This window comes from Variovorax sp. AC194 (genome assembly GCF_979257995.1).
Genome location: NZ_OZ409823.1, coordinates 4,382,703 through 4,398,260, shown reverse-complemented (window position 1 = coordinate 4,398,260; position 15,558 = coordinate 4,382,703). Strand labels below are relative to the sequence as shown.

13 protein-coding genes are annotated in these 15,558 nt (G+C 69.7%); 8 read left to right on the top strand and 5 right to left on the bottom strand.

Annotated elements, in window-relative coordinates; translation table 11 throughout:
- Positions 1-15: 15 nt before the first annotated feature.
- From ACZYRS_RS20960 to ACZYRS_RS20945, 4 genes are read right to left on the bottom strand one after another with little or no spacing between them, the layout of a single operon-like run.
- Complete coding sequence (locus ACZYRS_RS20960; protein WP_463420797.1) at positions 16-300, bottom strand: hypothetical protein; 285 nt, start codon at positions 298-300, stop codon at positions 16-18.
- A gap of 57 nt (positions 301-357) precedes the next feature.
- A complete protein-coding gene (locus ACZYRS_RS20955; protein ID WP_463420796.1) occupies positions 358-2,640 on the bottom strand; it encodes a xanthine dehydrogenase family protein molybdopterin-binding subunit in 2,283 nt (760 codons plus the stop codon).
- Positions 2,637-3,113 (bottom strand): (2Fe-2S)-binding protein, encoded by a 477-nt coding sequence (locus tag ACZYRS_RS20950; protein WP_463420795.1) that lies wholly within the window; start codon positions 3,111-3,113, stop codon positions 2,637-2,639. Before ACZYRS_RS20950 ends, ACZYRS_RS20955 begins: the two co-directional genes overlap by 4 nt.
- Complete coding sequence (locus ACZYRS_RS20945; RefSeq protein WP_463420794.1) at positions 3,110-4,411, bottom strand: c-type cytochrome; 1,302 nt, start codon at positions 4,409-4,411, stop codon at positions 3,110-3,112. The genes ACZYRS_RS20950 and ACZYRS_RS20945 overlap by 4 nt, the downstream gene beginning before the upstream one ends.
- A gap of 217 nt (positions 4,412-4,628) precedes the next feature.
- On the opposite strand from ACZYRS_RS20945, the gene ACZYRS_RS20940 reads away from it, so the two are divergent.
- The 4 genes from ACZYRS_RS20940 to ACZYRS_RS20925 all read left to right on the top strand — a co-directional run bounded on the left by ACZYRS_RS20940 (position 4,629) and on the right by ACZYRS_RS20925 (position 8,884).
- Entirely contained in the window at positions 4,629-5,522 is an 894-nt protein-coding gene (locus tag ACZYRS_RS20940) for a LysR substrate-binding domain-containing protein (protein ID WP_198784417.1), read from the top strand.
- Positions 5,523-5,649: 127 nt separating this feature from the next.
- Positions 5,650-6,870, top strand: coding sequence for a CaiB/BaiF CoA transferase family protein (locus ACZYRS_RS20935; protein WP_463420793.1), 1,221 nt, complete (start codon positions 5,650-5,652; stop codon positions 6,868-6,870).
- On the top strand, positions 6,867-7,847 hold the full coding sequence (locus tag ACZYRS_RS20930) for a hydroxymethylglutaryl-CoA lyase (RefSeq protein WP_463420792.1): 981 nt from the start codon (positions 6,867-6,869) through the stop codon (positions 7,845-7,847). Before ACZYRS_RS20935 ends, ACZYRS_RS20930 begins: the two co-directional genes overlap by 4 nt.
- Positions 7,848-7,891: 44 nt before the next feature.
- Entirely contained in the window at positions 7,892-8,884 is a 993-nt protein-coding gene (locus tag ACZYRS_RS20925) for a Bug family tripartite tricarboxylate transporter substrate binding protein (protein WP_463420791.1), read from the top strand.
- Between the two features lie 71 nt (positions 8,885-8,955).
- On the opposite strand, the gene ACZYRS_RS20920 is transcribed toward ACZYRS_RS20925, so the two are convergent.
- On the bottom strand, positions 8,956-11,487 hold the full coding sequence (locus tag ACZYRS_RS20920; RefSeq protein WP_463420790.1) for a CehA/McbA family metallohydrolase: 2,532 nt from the start codon (positions 11,485-11,487) through the stop codon (positions 8,956-8,958).
- A 403-nt stretch (positions 11,488-11,890) separates the two neighbouring features.
- On the opposite strand from ACZYRS_RS20920, the gene ACZYRS_RS20915 reads away from it, so the two are divergent.
- The 4 genes from ACZYRS_RS20915 (at position 11,891) to ACZYRS_RS20900 (ending at position 15,539) form a co-directional block, all read left to right on the top strand.
- Positions 11,891-12,784, top strand: coding sequence for a LysR family transcriptional regulator (locus ACZYRS_RS20915; RefSeq protein ID WP_463420789.1), 894 nt, complete (start codon positions 11,891-11,893; stop codon positions 12,782-12,784).
- Positions 12,785-12,902: 118 nt separating this feature from the next.
- The gene (locus ACZYRS_RS20910) at positions 12,903-13,907 is read left to right on the top strand and encodes a tripartite tricarboxylate transporter substrate binding protein (RefSeq protein ID WP_463420788.1); all 1,005 of its coding nucleotides are present in this window, start codon (positions 12,903-12,905) and stop codon (positions 13,905-13,907) included.
- A 44-nt stretch (positions 13,908-13,951) separates the two neighbouring features.
- Entirely contained in the window at positions 13,952-14,752 is an 801-nt protein-coding gene (locus ACZYRS_RS20905; protein WP_463420787.1) for an SDR family NAD(P)-dependent oxidoreductase, read from the top strand.
- Positions 14,753-14,756: 4 nt separating this feature from the next.
- On the top strand, positions 14,757-15,539 hold the full coding sequence (locus ACZYRS_RS20900; RefSeq protein ID WP_463420786.1) for an SDR family NAD(P)-dependent oxidoreductase: 783 nt from the start codon (positions 14,757-14,759) through the stop codon (positions 15,537-15,539).
- Positions 15,540-15,558 lie beyond the last annotated feature (19 nt).

The window sequence follows — 15,558 nt, the reverse complement described above, 5'->3', positions numbered from 1 at the left end:
GCAATCAGCGCGGCATCATTCCACGCGGACTTCGAAGTACGCCTCGTCGGCCTCGCCGAGCGCGCGAAAGCCTGCTGTCTTCGCCGCTTCGTAGGCCTTGGCCCAGCTCGCGGCCAGCGCGATCTCGTCCTTGGTGAGTTCGTCGGCGCTGGACTCGCTGGCGTTCTCGAACGCCTTCAGTGCGGGCTCGACGTTGTCGCCCAATAGCTTGTCCAGTTCGCGGCGAAAGCGCGTCTCGGCGGTGGCGATGACGTCGTGCGGCGCGTCGGGGAAGTCGATCAGTTTCACGGTGTAGCTCATGGGCCGCGATGCTACGTGATGCGCGTGACTGTGCGTGACTGCGAGTTGATGCGCACTTCAGCCCGTGCGGTATTCCTTGAGCCGGCCCTCGGCCGCGAGCGGCAGCGTGCGCAGGCGCCGGCCTGTGGCATCGGCGATCGCATTGGCCATCGCCGCGGGCGCGGGCCCTTGCGAGGCTTCGCCGGTGCCGAGAAACGGCGCGCCTGGGCGGTCGATGAGGTGCACCTCCACCTTTCGCGGCACCTCGGAAAACCGCATGATCGGATAGCCGCTCCAGTCGTGGCTGCGGATGCGCTGGCTGTCGTACTGCACCTGCTCGAACAGCGCCCAGCTGGACGACTGCAGGATGCCGCCCTCGACCTGGTTGCGCACGCCGTCGGGGTTGACCACCTGCCCGCAATCGATGGCCGCCACCGCGCGCTCGATGCGCACCTCGCCGGTCTCGGGAACGATCGAAATCTCGACCGCGAGCGCGAGGTAGCTCATGAGGTTCTTGTACTGCGCGAACGAGAAGCCCACGCCGCGGTGGGGCACGCGCTTGCGTTTCGCATCCCAGCCGAAGCGCTGCGCGGCCAGGTTGACCACGTCGCGCGCACGCGGATCGTCCAGGTGCTTGAGCCGGAACGCGACCGGGTCGGCGCCCGCGGCCGCGGCCAGCTCGTCCATGAAGCTCTCGATGCTGAAGACGTTCATGAACGCGCCCAGGCCCCGCATCGCCGAGACGCGCACCGGCATGTCGGGCAGGAAGTGGTGCTGCACCTCGTAGTTCGCAAAGTTGTACAGCGGCAGGCTGTTGCGGTCGCCGCCGCCCTCGGGCATCGGGATCGGCTTGGGCGGCGCGGGCACGAAGGGCTTGGCCAGGTACTGCGCGGAGATGAAGCGCCCGGCGTTGTCCAGCCGCTGGTTGTGCGAGTTGCTCCAGATCTCGTACTGCCAGTCGACCACGCGCCCGTCGGCATCGAGCGAGGCCTTCACGTCGGTGACCATCGCGGGGCCGAAGGGCTCCCAGGTGAATTCGTCTTCGCGCATCCATTGCACGCGCACCGGCTTGCCGGGCAGGGCGCGCGCGATGAGCGCTGCCTCGGCGCCCGCATCGTCGGCGGCGTTGTGGCCATAGCAGCCCGAGCCTTCGACGTGGATGCAGCGGATGTCCTCGGGCTTCATCGACAACAGCTCGGCCAGCGCCGCGCGCATCGGGAACACGCCCTGCGAATGGGTCCAGACGCTGAGCTTGGCGCCCTCGACATCGAACTGCGCGACCGCACACGAAGGGCCGATCGACGCGTGCGCGAGATAGGGCTTGGTGAAGCGCGCGTGGAGCGTCTTCGCGGCGGGCGCCGCGGTGCCATGCCGGTCGCCGACGTGGATCTCGCGGGCCGGCAGCTTCATCAGCGTGTCGGCGATGGTGGCGGGCGTGGGCAGCGGCGCGGCCTGCGGCTGCCAGCGCGCGGCGCCGGTCAATGCACGCATCGCCTGGATGGCCTGCCATTCGTCCTCGGCGACGACTGCGACGAAGCTGCCGTCGCGCACCACCTTCAGCACGCCCGGCATCTTCTCGACGGCCGCGCTGTCGAGCGCCGTGAGCGTCGCGCCATACGACGGCGGCCGCACGATGCGCGCATGCACCATGCCCGGCAGGCGCATGTCCTGCACGTAGCTCGCGCCGCCCGTGACCTTGCCGGGAATGTCGACGCGGCGCAGCGACTGGCCGATGACGCGGTGCTTCGCAGGCGCGACCAGATCGGAGCGCGGCTCGGCGCGGCGGTGCAGGTCGAGGCCGCTGACGGCATCGCCGTAGCTCAGGCTGCGCCCGTCGGCCGAAGTGATCTTGCCGTCACGCGCCGTGAGCTGATCGGCCGCCACGCCGAGCTTGGTAGCTGCCGTGTCCAGCAGCAGCGCGCGCACCTGCGCGGCCGCATGCAGGATCGCCGTGCCGCTGTCGGCCGTCGAGTGGCTGCCAGCGGTGTAGCCCTCGTTGGGCGTCGCGCCCGTGTCGGCGGTGACGAGGTGGATGGCCGGCGGCAGCACGCCCAGTTGCTCGGCCGCGATCTGGATGAACGCGGTGCGGATGCCCGTGCCGAGTTCGGCCTTGCCGGTGAAGACGGTGATCGCGCCTTTCTCGTCGATGCGAATCCACGCATCGAGCATTGGCGTGCTGCCGAGGTCGCCCGGCAGCTTGGCCGCGCCGCCATCGACAGCGACGGGTGCGGCGGCCTCGGTAGCCTGCTGCGCCAGTGCGGAAGCGGTGGGCCAGAGCGCGAAGCTCACCGTCAGCGAGCCGGCCGCGAGGAAGTGGCGGCGCGACGGACCGCGAACGGTCTCTAAGGGTTGTGCACTCATGCAGCCGCTCCCTTGCGCGCCATCGTCTGCGAGGCCTGCACGATCGCCGCGACGATGCGCATGTGCGTGCCGCATCGGCAGAGGTTGGGCTGCATGTGGCGGCGGATTTCTTCTTCGTTCGCACCGGGCTGCTCGTCGAGCAGCGCCTGCGCGCGCATCACCATGCCCGCGATGCAGTAGCCGCACTGCGCGGCCTGCTGGTCCATGAATGCTTTCTGGATCGGCGCGGGCTTCTCGGCGCTGCCCAGGCCTTCGATGGTGCGCACCGCGCGCTGGCCGACGGCCGACACCGGCATGAGGCACGAGAACACCGGGCGCTTGTCGACGATGACGGTGCAGGCGCCGCATTGGCCCAGGCCGCAGCCGTACTTCGCGCCGTTGAGCTTCAGGTGGTTGCGCAGCGCGTAGAGCAGCGGCATCGACGGGTCGATGTCCAGCGCATGGTCGGTGCCGTTGACGGTCAGGGTGATCATTTCGGCGATGCCTCGTTGCGGATGTGGGCGACGTCCTTTTCCAGGTCGGGCCAGGGCGGCCGCTGCGTGGAACTGGCGCGCACGTAGGTCAGGACTTCGGCGATCTGCGCATCGCTCAGTGCGTCGGCGAAGGGCGGCATGAAATGCGCCGCCGTGGAGCCGTTCCATGGATTGCCGCCGAGCACGGTGCGAATCGCGTTGCGTGCGCTGTCGGCGTTGATGGCGGTGCTCAGGGCCAGCGAAGGCCGCTCGCCGATCGTGCCCATCGGGGCGGTGGCGGCGTGGCAGCCGGCGCACGCACCGGCGAACAGGGCTGCGCCGCTGTCGACGCGCTGGCCTGCCGTTGCGACGGCCGGTGCGGGTGCAGGTGCGGGCGTTGTCGATGCGGATGGTGCCGGCGCCTTGGTGTCGAGCGCGAGGATGTACGTCGCGATCGCGCGCACATCGTCCTCGGGCACATCGGCCATGTGCTGAGTCACCGGACGCATCGGGCCGGAGGCGGCGCCGTGTTCGCTCGAAAGGCCGGTGCGCAGGTACGCCACGAGCTGCTCGCGCGTCCACGGCTTGGGCGACTTCGATGCCAGCGCATTGAGCGGCGGCGCCTCCCAGCCATCGATCAGGTTGCCCGCGAAGGCCTGGCCGCTTTTCTCGGCGCCGAGCGTGTTCATCGGCGTGTGGCAGGCCGCGCAGTGCCCCGCGCCTTCGACGAGGTACTGGCCGCGCAGCCATTCGGCCGACTGCTGCGTTGCCGGTGCAGGCAGTGGCCCGCGCTGCAGGAACAGCAGGTTCCATCCCGCCACCAGCGGCCTGAAGCCGAGCGGAAACACGAGTTCGTTCGCCGGCGGCTTGGACTCGGCCGGCGTGCGCGCCATCAGGTATGCATAGAGCGCGCCGACGTCTTCCTGCGTCATCCGCGTGAAGTGCGCGTAGGGAAAGGCCGGATACAGCAGGTGCCCGTCGCGCGAGACGCCCGAGTGCATCGCGCGCTCGAAGGCCGCGAGCGACCAGCTGCCGATGCCGGTGGCTGTGTCGGGCGTGATGTTGGTGCTGTAGATCGTGCCGAAGGGCGTCTTCAGCGGCAGGCCGCCCGCGTAGGGCTTGCCATGGGCGCTGGTGTGGCAGACCATGCAGTCGCCCTGCGCCGCGATGCGTGCGCCTTGCGCGAGCAGCGCGGGGTTGTCGCTCGGTACGGGGCGGTCGGGCAGGGCGTCGATGGACGGTTGCCATGCATAGGCGCCGGCGCCGACGGCCGCAGCCGCGATGACGGCCAGCGTTGCCATCCATAACCTGAATTTCATGCGAGCTCTCGTTGCGCCTCGCGGCGTTGGGGCGCGATCTTACGGATCGAAACCTCGCGTGTTTTCGCCTGCTGCAATAACCAGGCAGCGTGCTCGGATGCTCATTCGGGCCTAACAAAAGCGAAGGGGAAAGGGAAAGCGTTGAGGGGCCGATCAGGTTCCGGCGCGCACAATGGCACCCCGCTTTTCACTCCGCATCCAAGCACTGCACGCAGCCGTGAACCTGCACCGCCTCGACCTCGTCTCGCTCTCGCTCTTCAACCTCGTGGTGCGCACCGGCAGCATCAGCAAGGGCGCCGAACTCGCGCACCTGGCGGTGGGTGCGGCCAGCAAGCGCATCTCCGACCTCGAGGCCGCGGTGGGCACCGAACTCTTCGAGCGCCATTCGCGCGGCGTCACGCTCACCGTCGCGGGCGATGCGCTGCGCCGGCATGCGCAGCGCATCCTGAACGACGTCGAGCAGCTCTCGGCCGACCTGTCGGACTACGCCTCGGGCGTGGTGGGCGTGGTGCGCCTGTGGGTCAACACCTCGGCCGTGACGCAGTTCCTGCCGCGCGAGCTTGCGAGCTTCGTGGCCGCCAACCCCGGCATCCGCATCGAGCTCGAGGAGCAGAACAGCAGCGAGATCGTGCTGGCCGTGCTCGACGGCCGCGCCGACGTGGGCATCTTCGCGGACCGCACGCCCACGCTGGGCCTGGACATCGTGAACTACCGCGAAGACCGCCTCGTGCTGGTTGTGCCGCGCGGCCACCCGCTCGCGCGCCGCAAGAGCGTGCGTTTCGAGGAGGCCTGCGACTGCGACTTCGTGAGCCTCTCGGGCGCGACCTCGCTCGCGCAGCGCCTGCAGGCCGCGACCGAGACGCTCGGGCGGCGCCTGAAGCTGCGCATCCAGGTGCGCAGCTTCGATGCGATGTGCCAGATGGTCGCCGCGGGCATGGGCGTGGCGGTGCTGCCGCGCGAGGCGATCCAGCCGCACCTGCGCTCGATGAACCTGCGCGAGATCACGCTCGAAGACGACTGGACCCGCCGTCGCCTGGTGATCGGCCTGCGCGACGCGGGCGCGGTGCCGCGCCACGTGCGAACGCTCATCGACCACCTCTGCGCGGGTTAACCCCTTCCAGCTTTCGTGATCCGCGAAAGCTGGGTGCGCGCCTTTGTCGTTCCCTCCAGAGAGCCCGCTGCCCAGAATCCGGGCATCGGATGCAGCACACCGTCTGCACTCCACCCGGAGACAACACATGGCTTCTACGTTCCCCATCCCCACACCAACGCCCAGCGCCCTGCAAGGCGTGCGCGTCATCGAGATGGGCCAGCTCATCGCCGGCCCCTTCGCGGGCAAGACGCTCGGCGAATTCGGCGCCGACGTCGTCAAGATCGAGCCGCCCGGCAGCGGCGACCCGCTGCGCAACTGGCGGTTGATCCAGGAGGGCACCTCGGTCTGGTGGCAGGTGCAGTCGCGCAACAAGCGCTCCATCGCGCTGGACCTGCGCAGCACCGAAGGCCAGGACATCGCGCGCAAGCTCATCGCCGAGGCCGACGTGCTGATCGAGAACTTCCGTCCCGGCACGCTGGAAGGCTGGGGCATGGGCTACGACGTGCTCTCGGCGCTCAACCCGGGCCTTGTGATGCTGCGCATCTCCGGCTACGGACAGACCGGCCCCTACCGCGACCTGCCGGGCTTCGGCGCCATCGGCGAGGCGATGGGCGGGCTGCGCCACCTCACTGGCGAGCCGGGCCAGGTGCCGGTGCGCTGCGGCATCTCCATCGGCGACACGCTGGCCGCACTGCACGGCACCATCGGCGTGCTCACGGCGCTCTACCACCGCAAGGTGAATGGCGGCAAGGGGCAGGTGATCGACGTCGCGCTCAACGAGGCGGTGTTCAACGTCATGGAAAGCCTCGTGCCCGAGTACAGCGCGTTCGGCGCGGTGCGCGAACCCGCGGGCAGCGCGCTGCCAGGCATCGCGCCCTCGAACGCCTACCGCTGCAGCGACGGCTTCGTGCTGATCGCGGGCAACGGCGACAGCATCTTCAAGCGGCTGATGCAGACCATCGGGCGCGAGGACCTCGGCGCCGATGCGGCGCTCGCCGACAACGCGGGCCGCGTGGCGCGCGTGGAAGAACTCGACCGGGCCATCGAGGCCTGGACGCAGGGGCGCTCGGTGGCCGAGGTGCTCGACGTGCTCGGCGCGGCGCGCGTGCCCGCCGGCAAGGTCTACACCGCCAGGGACATCTGCGAAGACCCGCACTACCGCGCGCGCGACATGCTGCTGCAACAACGCACGCGCGACGGCCACGACATCGAGGTGCCCGGCGTGGTGCCCAAGCTCATGGGCACGCCGGGCACGGTGCGCTCGTCGGCGCCGGGCCTGGGCGACGACACGGATTCGGTGCTCGACGAACTCGGCTTCACCGCCGATGACATCGCCGCCTTGCGCGGCAGAAAGGTGGTCGCATGAACGCGGTCTGGAACGGCGCTTCGCAGCGCATCAGGATGTACGAGGTCGGCACCCGCGACGGCCTGCAGGCCGTCGCGGCCTTCGTGCCGACGGAGGACAAGATCGTGCTGGTCAACGCGCTCTCGCGCGCGGGCATGGCAAAGATCGAGGTCACGGCCTTCGTCTCGCCGAAGGCGATACCCGCGCTGTCCGATGCGGAGATCGTGCTGCGCGAGATCGAGCGCGTGCCAGGCGTCGTCTACAGCGCGCTCGTGCCCAACGTGCGCGGCGCCGAGCGCGCCATCGATGCGCGGACGGACGAAATGAACCTCGTCATGTCGGCCAGCGAGAGCCACAACCTCGCCAACCTGCGCTTGACGCGCGAGCAGTCGCTGCGCGGCCTCGCCGAAGTGGCGGCGCTCGCGCGGCAAGCCGGCGTGGGGGTCAATGTGTCGCTCTCGTGCAGCTTCGGCTGCCCGATCGAAGGCGACCTCGCCGAGAGCGACGTGTTCGCATGGTGCGGCCGCTTCATCGACGAGATCGGCGCGACGGGCATCACGCTGTGCGACACCACGGGCATGGCGTATCCAGGTCAAGTGGCAGGCATGGTGCGCGCATTCATCGCGCGCTGGCCCGCCACCGACCTGACCCTGCACTTCCACAACACGCGCGGCATGGGCCTGGCGAACGTGCTCGCGTCCATCGACGCGGGCGCGCACTGCTTCGACGCGTCGATCGGCGGCATCGGCGGCTGCCCCTATGCGCCGGGCGCGTCGGGCAACGTGTGCAGCGAGGACATCGCGCACGCGCTGGAGCTCATGGGCTACGACACCGGCATCGACGTGCCGGCGCTGCTGGCGGCCGCGCGGCGCCTGCCGGCGCTCATCGGCCACGACACGCCGAGCCAGATCGCGAAGGCCGGACGCCGGCTCGACCTGCATCCGGCGCCGGCCGATTTCGAAGCCACGCGTGCGCGGGCCCTGGCGCGCGATCACTGATTTCCCATCGATTTCAACTTCATAGAAAACCAGGAGACAACGACATGAAACTGCATCCGAAACCTTCATCCGTGTCACGCCGCAGCCTCTGCGCGTTGACCGCTTTCGCAGCGCTGATCGGCACCGGCGCCTTCGCGCAGACCTACCCCACGCGCCCCGTCACGATGGTCGTGGGCGCCGCGGCCGGCGGCACGACCGACATCGCGGGGCGCATGCTGTCCGATCCGCTGGGCAAGGCGCTGGGCCAGTCGGTCATCGTGGACAACAAGGCGGGCGCGAGCGGCGTGATCGCCGCGGTGCAGGTCAAGCGCGCCGAGCCCGACGGCCAGACGCTGCTCATGCAGTACTCGGGCTACCACGTCATCTCCCCGCACGTCATCAAGCAGAAACAGTGGGCGCCCGAAGACCTGCGCGCGGTGGCCAACGTGCTGAGCGCGCCGCAGGTGGTGGTGGTGCGCGCGGACGTGCCGGTCAAGAACATGGCCGAACTCATCGCCTACGCCAAGGCGCACCCCGGCAAGCTCACCTTCGCGTCGTCGGGCCCCGGCTCGCTGCAGCACGTGACCGGCGCCATGCTCGAGCAGCAGGCCGGCATCCGCATCACGCACATTCCCTACAAGGGCACGGGGCCGGCGCTGCAGGACCTGCTCGGCGGCCAGGTCGACATGACCTTCGGCACGCCGCCGCCGTTCATGCCGTTCATCCAGTCGGGCAAGCTGCGCGCCATCGCCGTCACGGGCAAGACGCGCGTCGCGTCGCTGCCGGGCGTGCCGACGGCCGCGGAAGTAGGCCTGCCGAACCTCGACGCGACCTCGTGGTTCGCGGTGTTCGCACCGGCCAAGACGCCGCAGCCCGTCATCGACCGGCTCAACGCCGAGATCTCCAAGATCGTGGCGACGCCGGCCTTCCAGCAGAAGGCGGCCGAGCTCGGCGCGACGGCCGACTACATGGATGCGAAGCAGCTCGCCGACTTCAGCAAGGCCGAGTACGTGCGCTGGGGCAAAGTGGTGGAGGCCGCGAAGATCGAGGCGGAGTGATCGACAGGCATCGCCAACCGGACGAAAAAAAGCCCCGCCATGGCGGGGCTTTTTTCATGCGCGATGGCAGGTCACTTCGCAGACAGAAGGAACACCTGCTGCGTCTGGTCCCGCTGCAACCGCGTCGCATTGCGCGTGCTCGCGAACGCGATCACGCCGCCCGAAGTCACAGGCCACGTGTTGATGCCCGAGCCCTTCAGCAGCGTCCCCGCATCCCAGCCCGCGGGCTTGCGGTAGACGGCCGTCATCACGCGCCAACGCCAGTCGGCCGAGCGCGAGTCGAACCAGACCACGCGCACCGCGCCGTCGGTGTCCACGCCCAGGCGCGGGCGCTGGCTCATCGTGGTCGGCTCGGCGGCCAGCACGGCCGGCGCCGAGAAGGTCGCGCCGCCGTCGCCCGATACCGCCGCGAGCACCGCGAGGTTCTTGCCGGCCGGCTCCTGCTCCTTGCTTTCCCAGGCGACGACGAGGTCGCCGTTGCCCGCGAAGGCCACGTCGGGATGGCGGTCGGCACGGTCCGTGGCGCCGAGGCTCACGGGCGCAGCCCATGCACCGGCCGCGGCGCGCACCGCGACCTGGATCTGCCAGTCGTCGGGGTTGGAGCCGTCGCCGTAGGCGGCCGCGCCGGTCCACAGCGGGTCCTGGTCGTTGCGGTTGTCCTGCCACGCCACGGCCACGCGGCCATCGGCCGCGACCGTCACGTTCGGCAGCACCGAGGCGGGGTAGTGCGGTGAGCGCGTGTCGTCGAGCACGCCGGCATCGACGGACTTGCCGGCGCGCGAGAGGTTGCGCGGCTGCGCGTCGGTGCCGACTTCCTGCACCATGATGTCGAAGGGCTGGCCGCTCTGGATTTCCTGCCACGTGACCACCGGCTTGCCGCTGGCTGCGATGGCGAGGTCCGGATGCTCGGCGCGGCCTTCGAGCGAGCGCACCGTTTCGGTCGATGCCCAGGTCATGCCGCCGTCGGCGGAATGGCGCAGGTTGATGACCGGGCGATGCGGTACCTGCACGGTGTCTTCCTCCCACGCCACCCACACGTCGGTGCCGCGCACGGCCACGCGCGGAAAGCGCGCGATGCCCTTGCCGCTCAGCGTCCGGCCGGCATCGTTCCAGGCGCCCTTGGCATCGCGGCGGCGGTAGACGACGGTGCTGCTCGCATCGCCGTGCATCTCGGTCACGGCATGCACCACGCCTTCCGCGGCCACGATGTCGGGGAAGCCCGCGAAATCGCCGCGCGCACCCGCCACGCGCAGGGCCCCGTCGGCCACGCTGTCTTCCTTCGGCACGGCCACTTCCGCCTTCGCCTCGACCGGCGCGGGCGACACGAAGATCGGCGACACGGCCGCCTTCAGCTCCACGACCTGCGCGGCCGGCGGAATCGGCACGTTGAGGCCGCGCACTTCGACGCGGTACCAGTCGGGCTGCGAACCGGCGGTGACGTCCACGCTGTAGGTCTCGTCGTCGCGGGTGGGCTTGAAGGTCTTGAACGGGCCGGCGCTCTTGCCGGGCATGCGGAACACCAGCACGTCCATGCCCGCGGCGCGCTGCACGTTGATGCGCAGGTGCCCGGCGGTGCCCGCGGGAACGAAGACCTCGTCGCCGCTCATGGCCGTGTAGCCGCCGCCCTTGAGGTCGGAGGTCATCGAGACGGCGGGGCCGGTCGGGTTGATCGACAGGCTCGTGTAGCCCGCGCGCATGGCTTCGAGGATGCCGCGCTCGTTGTAGGCCTTGGCCAGCACCTTGGTCACGGGCATGCCGGGGCTGTTGAGGTAGGGCGCGCCCCAGTACTCGCGGAAGTGGTTGTCGCTCGCGCCCGCAACGCCGAAGCGGAAGCCCGCGTTCCAGCGGTTCTCTGCGTAGTCCATCTGCTTGTCGGGGCTCTTGGAGCGGTTCCACACCTCGACCAGGTTCACGCCCTGCACGCTGGCGTTGATGTTGGGCGAGCCGTCGGCATTCATCTCGCCGTCGTCGGCATGCGCGATCGACCAGATGGCGCCCTGCGCATGCGCGTCCCAGATCGATTGCTGCACCAGCGCGAACTGCGCGCGGTCGGGGTGCATCGCGCCCTGCACGACCGAATCCACGCCGCCCAGCGAGATGGCGTGCGGCTTGCCGTTGGCCTCTTCGCCGCGCAGGAGCAGCAGCGACGACGATTCCCACAGCGGGTCGTAGTGCTGGTCGTAGGTGCGGTGGTCGGTGAAGGGCATGAAGTCCAGGCCCGTGCGACCGGCCTGGCCGATCTGGTCGGCCAGCGAGAGGTTGCCCTTGGCGATGTCGTGGTTCAGCTGGCGCGGCGCGCTGCCGTCGTCGGAGTGGTCGTCGTGCACGTGCGTGTCGCCCTTGAACCAGGTGCCCGTGGGCGCGGCTTTCTCGGCGAGCGAGAACTTCGCGACGACGCTGCGTGCCTCGTCCATCGTGAGCTCGCAGGCATCGGTGGTGCCTTCGCAGGCGCCTTGCCAGCCGGCGAAGACGGAGCCGCGCGCGGCGGTGGCGATGAGCTTGACGCTCGTGCCCGCGGCGTAGTCGGCGCTGCATTGCGTGTCGCAGGCGATGGCGGTGTCCAGCGACTCCACGTCGCCGCTGCCGTCGCCTTGCACGCTCACCGACGCGGTGTGCTTGGCGCCCGCGTCACCGGAAGGGGGCGGATTGTCCGGCGTCGCCGGGCCGCCGGGATTGCCGGAATTCGGACCCTGCGGGAGCAGCGGAAAGAACGAACCTCCGCCGTTGCCCGAGCCTCCCCCGCATGACGCGAGGAAGACCGCGCAGGCCACCACCAGGAAGCGTTTTGAGAATGTTTGAGTCGCCGTCACCGTGAACCTCTGGAATGAAGGCGGCACGCCGCGAGGCGCTGATCGCCCGGGAGATGCCGCCCGAAATGGGAACCAAAGGATGCTGTTTGCGCGTTACACGATTGTGAAAAATACTCAATGAATTCTTCTAATGAGGCTAAAGAATGTTCAATTCAACACTGTCAACTCCGCCCGCCCGATGACTGAAAATCGCGCGATGGACATCGCCTCACTCGAAATCCTCGTGGCCGCCATTGAGGAGAAAAGCCTTTCGCGTGCGGCCGACCGGGTGCATGTCGTCACCTCCGCCGCGAGCAAGCGCATCACCGAACTCGAACGCCAGCTGGGCACCCGCCTCCTGCGCCGCCACGGCCGGGGCGTGGAGGCCACGCCCGCGGGCGCGATGCTTTATCAGCAGGCCAAGGCAATCCTGCGCACGCTCGCGCAGGTGCAGACATCGCTCGGCGCGTACTCGGCCAGCGGCGTGCCCAAGATCCGCCTCGTGGCCAATTCGTCGGCGGTGCAGCAGTTCCTGCCGTCGGAGATCAGCAGCTTCTCGCGCAAGGCGCCGGACTCGCGCGTCGATCTGATGGAGGCCTTCAGCTACGACGTGCCGCGCATCGTGGCCGACGGCGAGGCGGACATCGGCGTCTATCACGCGGCGCATCCGGCGGCCGGCGTGGTGTCGATGCCCTACCGCACCGACCGCGTCGGGCTGGTCGTGCCGGTGGGCCACGCGCTTTCCCGGCGGGAAACGCTGCGGCTCGAAGACGCGCTCGACTACGACTTCCTCGGCTACTTCCCGCGCCACAGCGTGGAGGAGTTCATGCAGCTCATCGCGCCCGCGCTGACGCGTCCGCTGCGGGTGCGCGCGCAGGTGTCCAACCCCGAGGCCCGGTGCGAGCTGGTGCGGGAGGGCCTGGGCCTGGCGATCGTGCCGGTGGGCATCGCGCGCAACTACGAGGCGCGCATGGGCCTCGTGGTGCTGCCACTCGAAGACGACTGGGCGCACCGGCAGCTGTGGGTGTGCGTCGGCGACCGTGCGGCGCTGTCGCCGGCGGCGCAGGAATTTCTCGCGCACCTGGTGTCCGGCGAAGGCCCGGGCGCCTAGGCGCCGGAAAAGGAGCTTTGCCGAATCGTCAAAGCAGGGCGCGCCCGCGTTCCTAGACTTCCTGTTCGCCACGATGCCTTTCATGAAGGGCATCGCCAGACAGAACAAGGAGACGACTTTGAAATTCCCCAGCCTGCAGCGCCGCGCCGTGCTGCGCATGGCCACGGCCGGCACGGCCATTGCCGGCGCACCGGCCCTCTTCATCGCCACGGCCGCACGCGCCGCCGATGCCTTTCCGTCGCGCCCGCTGCGCGTCGTGATTCCGTTCACCGCCGGCGGCGGCACCGACGTGGTCGGCCGCGTGCTCGGCCAGGCGCTCGCGGTCGAACTGGGGCAGCCGGTCGTCATCGACAACCGCGCGGGCGCCGGCACCGTGATCGGCTCGGACATCGTCTCCAAGGCAAGCGCCGACGGCTACACGCTGCTCCTCACCACCTCGGCGATCGCGATCAACGCCTCGCTCGTGAAGAGCCTGCCCTACGACACCGAGAAGGGCTTCACCGAAGTGGGCCTCATCTGCCACGGCCCCAACGTGCTGGTCACGCGGCCCAACAGCCCCTACAAGACCATTGCCGATGTCGTCAAGGCGGCCAAGGCCAATCCGGGCAAGCTGAACTACGGCTCCTCGGGCAACGGCTCGGCCGTGCACCTGGCCGGCGAGCTCTTCAAGAACATGGCGCAGGTCAACATCACGCACGTGCCCTACCGCGGCGCGGGCCCGGCCTACACGGACCTGCTCGGCGGGCAGATCGACATGGTGTTCGGCACGGCCGGCGGTGTCGCCAAGTTCGTCGAGAGCGGAAAGATGCGCGCCGTGGCGGTGACCTCGCCGCAGCGCTCGGCCGCCTACAAGAACGTGCCCACCATCGCCGAGACGATCCCCGGCTACAGCGCGGAGGTCTGGTACGCGATCTTCGCGCCGGGCGGCACGCCGCCCGCGGTGCTCGATCGATTGAACGCCGCGCTGCGCAAGGCCGCCGAGGCGCCGGCGTACCGCGAGCGCCTGGCGAACGAGGGCCTGACCGTGGCCGTCAACTCGCCGCAGGAGATGACGAAGTTCATGCGCGCGGAAGAAGCGCGCTGGCGCAAGGTCGTCACCGACGGCCACATCACGATCGACTGAACGCCGCTGCAAGCAAGGCGGCGAATCACATACACAGGAACGACATGGGCACAGGAAGACTGGAAGGCAAGATCGCCATCATCGTGGGCGCAGGGCAGCAGCCCGGCGACACGGTGGGCAACGGCCGCGCGACCGCGGAGCGCTTCGCGCGAGAGGGCGCGACGCTGCTGCTGGTGGACATCAACGAAGAATGGGCCGAGAGCACGCGCGATGCCGTCGCCGCCCTGGGCGGCAGCGCCTCGGTGCTGCGCGCGGACATCACGCGCGAGGCCGACTGCGCGGCGATCGCGGCCGCATGCATCGAGCGCCACGGCCGCATCGACATCCTGCACAACAACGTGGGCCGCTCCAAGGGCGACCGCAAGACGGTCGATATGGACGCCGACGCGTGGGACGCCATCATGGCGATGAACCTGAAGGGCATGTTCATGACCTGCAAGCACGTGCTGCCGCACATGATCGAGCGGCAGTCGGGCTGCATCGTCAACATCTCATCGACCTCGTCGCTGGCGGCGCGGCCGAGCATCACCTACAAGACCAGCAAGGGCGCGGTCAACACGATGACGCAGCACATCGCGATGGAGAACGCGCGCCACGGCATCCGCGCCAATGTGATCCTGCCGGGCCTGATCGACACGCCCATGGCCATCGAGCGCCGCGCGCAGGAGCGCGGCGTCTCGCGCGACGTGATCCGCGCGGAGCGCGAGGCGCTGGTGCCGATGGGCCGCATGGGCACGGCGTGGGACGTGGCGAACGCGGCGCTGTTCCTCGCGTCCGACGAGGCGCGCTACATCACGGGCGTGATCCTGCCGGTGGACGGCGGGCTGCTCGAAAAGCGGGGCTGAGCGCGTGGACCTCGGACTTGCCGGGCGCCACGTGCTCGTGACCGGCGCGAGCCGCGGCATCGGCTTCGCGTGCGTGCAGGCTTTTCTGGCCGAAGGCGCGCGCGTGACGATGCTGTCGCGCAACGACACCGCCTTGCGCGCGGCCGCGCTGTCGCTGGAGACGCAGGGCCGCGTCGCATGGCACGCGGCCGACCTGCGCGACCCCGCATCGGCGCTCGCCGCGCTCGATGGGATCGAGGCCGCGTCGGGCCCGCTCGACGTGCTGGTCAACTGCGCCGGCGCCGCCAAGCGCAGGCCGCCGGACGAGCTCGATGCCGCGGCGTGGAGCGACGCGATGCAGGCCAAGTTCTTCAGCTACATCCACGTCATGGCGCCGGCCGTGCAGCGCATGGCGTTGCGCGGTTCGGGCAGCGTGGTCAACATCGTCGGCGCGGGCGGCAAGGTCGCCAACCCGACGCACCTGGCCGGCGGCGCCGCCAATGCCGCGCTGCTGCTCGCGAGCGCCGGCATGGCGGCGGCGTATGCGCGGCAAGGCGTGCGCATCAATGCGCTCAACCCAGGCCAAGTGGCTACAGAACGGCTGCGCCAGCGCCAGGAAGCCGAGGCGCGGCTGGCCGCGCTCGAAGGCCGGCCCGCGCCCGCCGCACCGGGCGCGACGCTTCCCATCGGCCGGCCCGCCGAGCCGCGCGAGATCGCCGACATGGTGGTCTTTCTCGCCTCGGACCGCGCGAGCTACGTGACCGGCGCGACCATCGCCATGGATGGCGCGGCCACGCCCATGATCTGAGCGCAGACCTTTTTTACCT

Bases quoted from the DNA above. Each gene is read 5' to 3' on its own strand.
- ACZYRS_RS20960 (WP_463420797.1), bottom strand. From the start codon at position 300: ATGAGCTACACCGTGAAACTGATCGACTTCCCCGACGCGCCGCACGAC.
- ACZYRS_RS20955 (WP_463420796.1), bottom strand. From the start codon at position 2,640: ATGAGTGCACAACCCTTAGAGACCGTTCGCGGTCCGTCGCGCCGCCAC.
- ACZYRS_RS20950 (WP_463420795.1), bottom strand. From the start codon at position 3,113: ATGATCACCCTGACCGTCAACGGCACCGACCATGCGCTGGACATCGAC.
- ACZYRS_RS20945 (WP_463420794.1), bottom strand. From the start codon at position 4,411: ATGAAATTCAGGTTATGGATGGCAACGCTGGCCGTCATCGCGGCTGCG.
- ACZYRS_RS20935 (WP_463420793.1), top strand. From the start codon at position 5,650: ATGGCTTCTACGTTCCCCATCCCCACACCAACGCCCAGCGCCCTGCAA.
- ACZYRS_RS20930 (WP_463420792.1), top strand. From the start codon at position 6,867: ATGAACGCGGTCTGGAACGGCGCTTCGCAGCGCATCAGGATGTACGAG.
- ACZYRS_RS20925 (WP_463420791.1), top strand. From the start codon at position 7,892: ATGAAACTGCATCCGAAACCTTCATCCGTGTCACGCCGCAGCCTCTGC.
- ACZYRS_RS20915 (WP_463420789.1), top strand. From the start codon at position 11,891: ATGGACATCGCCTCACTCGAAATCCTCGTGGCCGCCATTGAGGAGAAA.
- ACZYRS_RS20905 (WP_463420787.1), top strand. From the start codon at position 13,952: ATGGGCACAGGAAGACTGGAAGGCAAGATCGCCATCATCGTGGGCGCA.